At 64.8% G+C, this 4,911-nt stretch carries 4 protein-coding genes; all 4 read left to right on the top strand.

The annotated features are described in order from the left end of the window. Nucleotides 1-1,123: xylose isomerase (xylA, locus tag VMA74_RS09255; RefSeq protein WP_325366353.1), on the top strand; the 1,123-nt coding region annotated here is incomplete at its 5' end. A 3-nt stretch (nt 1,124-1,126) separates the two neighbouring features. Next, entirely contained in the window at nt 1,127-2,611 is a 1,485-nt protein-coding gene (xylB, locus tag VMA74_RS09250) for a xylulokinase (protein WP_325366352.1), read from the top strand. Nucleotides 2,612-2,682: 71 nt separating this feature from the next. Further along, nucleotides 2,683-3,684, top strand: coding sequence for a D-xylose ABC transporter substrate-binding protein (gene xylF, locus VMA74_RS09245; protein WP_325366351.1), 1,002 nt, complete (start codon nt 2,683-2,685; stop codon nt 3,682-3,684). Next, nucleotides 3,681-4,911: ATP-binding cassette domain-containing protein (locus VMA74_RS09240; RefSeq protein ID WP_325366350.1), on the top strand; the 1,231-nt coding region annotated here is incomplete at its 3' end. The genes xylF and VMA74_RS09240, both read left to right, overlap by 4 nt.

Genomic DNA, 4,911 nt, shown 5'->3' with positions numbered 1-4,911 from the left:
CCGCCCCTGGCATGAAGCCGGCGATGCGATGCAGCGTGCCCGCGAGAAGGCCAATGCGGCATTCGATTTCTTCAAGCGCCTGGGCACGCCGTTCTATACCTTCCACGACACCGACGTGGCGCCGGAAGGCGACAGCCTGTCCGACTACGCGAGCAATCTTGCCGCCATGGTCGACGTGCTGGCGGCCAAGCAGGCCGAGACCGGCGTGAAGCTGCTGTGGGGCACCGCCAACCTGTTCAGCCATCCGCGCTACGCCGCGGGCGCGGCCAGCAATCCGCAGCCGGAAGTGTTCGCCTGCGCGGCTACCCAGGTGTTCCATGCCATGGGCGCCACGCAGCGCCTGGGCGGCGCCAACTACGTGCTGTGGGGCGGCCGCGAAGGCTACGACACCCTGCTCAACACCGATCTTAAGCGCGAACGTGCGCAGCTCGGCCGCTTCTTCCAGATGGTGGTGGAGCACAAGCACAAGATCGGCTTCAAGGGCGCCCTCCTGATCGAGCCCAAGCCGCAGGAACCCACCAAGCATCAATACGACTACGACACCGCCACGGTATACGGCTTCCTCAAGGAGTTCGGCCTGGAGCAGGAAGTCAAGGTCAACCTGGAAGCCAACCACGCCACGCTCGCCGGCCATTCCTTCCACCACGAAGTGGCCACCTCGATCGCGCTGGGCCTGTTCGGCAGCATCGACGCCAACCGCGGCGACCCGCAGAACGGCTGGGATACCGACCAGTTCCCCAACAGCGTGGAAGAAATGACGCTGGTGATCTACGAGATCTTGCGCCACGGCGGCTTCACCACCGGCGGTTTCAATTTCGACACCAAGGTGCGCCGCCAGAGCAGCGATCCGGCCGATCTGTTCCATGGCCACGTCGGTGCGTTCGATACGCTGGCCATCGCGCTGGAGCGCGCCGCCAAGATGATCGAGCGCGACGCGCTGGCCGAGTTCAAGGCCAGGCGCTACGCCGGCTGGGATGCCCCGTTCGGCAAACAGATCCTGGAAGGCGGCTTCACGCTGGAGTCGCTGGCGCAGGAGGCGGTCAAGCGCGATCTGCATCCCACCCACGCTTCAGGTCAGCAGGAACACCTGGAAAACCTCGTCAACGCTTACATCTACGGCTGACGCATGTTTCTCGGAATCGATCTGGGTACCTCGGCCGTCAAGGCCGTTTTGATCGATGCTGCCGGCAAGGTGCGTGCGATCGCCTCGCACGCACTGAGCGTGTCCAATCCAAAGCCGCGCTGGTCGGAGCAGGACCCGCATGCGTGGTGGCAGGCGACGCAGGCGGCTATCGAGCAGTTGCTGGCCGAGGCGGGCAGGGCGGGGATTTCCCCGCGCCAGGTCGCCGGCATCGGCCTGTCTGGACAGATGCACGGTGCCACCGTGCTGGACAAGGCCGATCAGGTGCTGCGTCCGGCCATCTTGTGGAACGACGGCCGCTGCGATGCGCAGTGCGTGGAGATGGAGAACTGGCCGGATTTTCGCCAGATCACCGGCAACCTCGCCATGCCCGGTTTCACCGCGCCCAAGTTGCTGTGGTTGCGCGAGCATGAGCCGCACGTGTTCGAACGCATCGCCAAGGTGCTGCTGCCCAAGGATTACTTGCGATTGTGCCTGACCGGCGACTACGCCACCGACGTTTCCGATGCCGCCGGCACCTTGTGGCTCAACGTGTCGGAACGCCGCTGGAGCCAGCGCATGCTGGAACTTACCGGCCTGCCGCAGGAGGCGATGCCATCGCTGCACGAAGGCAATGCGGTCACCGGTTATCTGAGCCAGACATTGGCCGATCGCTGGGGCATGCAGCGCGTACCCGTCGCCGCCGGCGGTGGTGACAATGCGGCGGGTGCCGTCGGTGTCGGCATTGTGCGGCACCAGCAGGCGATGTTGTCGCTGGGTACCTCGGGCGTGTATTTCGCTGTCTCCGATGGTTATCTCGCGCGCCCCGAGCAGGCCGTGCACAGCTTCTGCCACGCCTTGCCGGGCACCTGGCATCTGATGTCGGTGATGCTCAGCGCGGCCAGCTGCCTGGATTTCACCGCGAACCTCGCCGGCTATGCCGACGTGCCCGCCTTGCTGGCCGATGCGGAACGCACCGCCACGCGCAGCAACGCGCCATTCTTTTTGCCGTATCTCAGCGGTGAACGCACGCCGCACAACGACGTGCATGCGGCCGGTGCCTTCACCGGTTTGCGCGCGGACACCGCGCGTGCGGATCTGGCCAAGGCCACCCTGGAAGGCGTGGGTCTTGGCTTGCTTGACGGCATCGAGGCGGTGGATGCGGCCGGCTTGCATGCCAACGACATCACCGTGATCGGCGGCGGTTCGCGCAGTGCGTATTGGACGCAGATGCTGGCCGACATCATCGGGCGCCCATTGACCCTGCGCGCCGGTGGCGAAGTCGGTGCGGCCTTGGGTGCGGCGCGTCTTGCGAAGCTTGCCGCCGAGCCGGGTGCAACGCTGGAAGATGTGTGCGAAATGCCTGAAATCACCGCAGTGCGCGAACCGGATGCGGCACGGCATGCGTATTATCGCGAGCAGCGGCAGCCGATGTTCCGGGCGTTGTATCGCCAGCTGGCAGGTGTGTATCGGGTAAGAGGGACGACATGACGAAGCGGGGAGTTTTTCTTCTCCCTCTCCCCTCCGGGGAGAGCACACTGACGGCAGTGAGGGCGCTCGGCGTGAGCCTGTTACTGGCCATGTCGACGTTTTTTGCACCGACCGCCCACGCCAGCAAAGCCCACCCCGTCATCGGCTTCTCCATCGACGACCTCCGCCTCGAACGCTGGGCGCATGACCGCGACTACTTCGTCGCCGCCGCCACCAAGCTCGGCGCTACCGTCTACGTGCAATCGGCCGACGCCAGCGAAGAACGCCAGGTGGCGCAGCTGGAAAACCTCATCGCCCGCCAGGTCGACGTGCTGGTGATCGTGCCGTTCAATTCCAAGGTGCTGAGCAACGTCGTCGCTGAAGCCGAGCAAAACGGCATCAAGGTGATCTCCTACGATCGCCTGATCCTCAACGCCAACGTCGATGCCTACATCACCTTCGACAACGAACGCGTCGGCGAGCTGCAGGCGCAGGGCGTGCTGGATCGTGCGCCGAAGGGCAATTACTTCCTGCTCGGCGGTTCGCCCACCGACAACAACGCCAAGATCATTCGCCAGGGCCAGATGAAAGTGCTGCAGCCGGCGATCGACAGGGGGGCCATCAAGATCGTCGGCCAGCAGTGGACGCCGGATTGGGATGCCTCCAAGGCGTTGCGCATCGTGGAAGATGCATTGACCGCCAACGCCAACAATATCCAGGGCGTGGTCGCGTCCAACGACGGCACGGCCGGCGGCGCGATCCAGGCGCTGGCGGCGCAAGGCCTGGCCGGCAAGGTGCCGGTGTCGGGGCAGGATGCGGATCTGGCCGCGGTCAAGCGCGTCATCGACGGCACGCAGGCGATGACCGTCTACAAGCCGATTAAGCAGATTGCGACGGACGCAGCGCAACTTGCCGTGCAACTGGTGCGCGGCGAGCAGCCGCACTACACCACCCGTTTGAACAACGGCACCAAAGAGGTTAACACGGTGCTGCTCACGCCCATCCTGCTGACGCAAAAGAACGTGGACGTGGTCATCAAGGATGGCTTCTACACGCATGACCAGGTGTACGGCCACGGAGCGGACAAGCCATGAGCGATTACCTGTTCGAGATGCGCAACATCCGCAAGTCGTTCGGCGGCGTCAAGGCGCTGGACGGCATCGACCTGCAGGTGCGGCCCGGCGAATGCCTGGGGCTGTGCGGCGAGAACGGCGCCGGCAAATCCACGCTGATGAAGGTGCTGTCGGCGGTGTATCCACACGGCACCTGGGAAGGCGAGATTTTTTGGCAAGGCAAGCCGCTGCATGCGCGCTCGGTACGCGAGAGCGAGCAGGCTGGCATCGTCATCATCCACCAGGAGCTGATGCTGGTGCCGGAACTCTCCGTGGTGGAGAACCTGTTCCTCGGCAACGAACTCAAGCTGCCCGGCGGCCGCATGAACTACGAGGCGATGTACGCCCGCGCGCACGCCTTGCTGAAAGAGCTTGAGCTGGAAGACGTAAACGTGGCGCTGCCGGTGAAAGCCTTCGGCGGCGGCCACCAGCAGCTGTTCGAAATCGCCAAGGCGCTGGCCAAGGATGCGCGCCTGCTGATCTTCGACGAACCTACCTCGTCACTCTCCGGCAAGGAAACCGAAGTGCTGCTCGGCATCATCGAGCGGCTCAAGCAGCGCGGCATCGCCTGCATCTACATCTCGCACAAGCTGGACGAAGTGGCACGCATCTGCGACACCGTCAGCGTGATCCGCGACGGCAAGCACGTCGCCACCAAGCCGATGCGCGAGCTGGACGAAGACAGCATCATCGCCATGATGGTCGGGCGTCGGCTGGAAACGCTGTATCCGAAAGTGGAACACGCCATCGGCGAAGTCGTGTTCGAAGCCAGGCACGTTACCTGCTACGACGTGACCGATCCCTCGCGCCAGCGCGTGAAGGATGTTTCCTTCTCGCTGCGGCGTGGGGAGATTCTCGGTATCGCCGGCCTGGTCGGCGCCGGCCGCACCGAGCTGGTCAGCGCCATTTTCGGCGCCTACCCCGGCCGCAGCCACGCCGAGCTGGTCATGGACGGCAAGCCGCTCAAGATCCGTTCGCCGCGCGACGCCATCCGCGCCGGCCTTGGCCTGGTGTCGGAAGACCGCAAGCGCTACGGCATCGTGCCGCTGCTGGGCGTGGACCAGAATATTACTCTGGCGACGCTGCAACACTATGCCAGCGCCGGCCACCTCGACAGCGGGCGCGAGTGGACCGTAGCCGAGGCGCAGATCGCTTCGCTGCACATCAAGGCCGCCAGCGCCGCGTTGCCGATCGCCAACCTGTCCGGCG

The organism is Dyella sp. (genome assembly GCF_035508675.1).
Classification (GTDB): Bacteria; Pseudomonadota; Gammaproteobacteria; order Xanthomonadales; family Rhodanobacteraceae; genus Dyella_B.
Note: the sequence above shows the minus strand (reverse complement) of the source record. Positions and strands in the feature narration are given on the sequence as shown.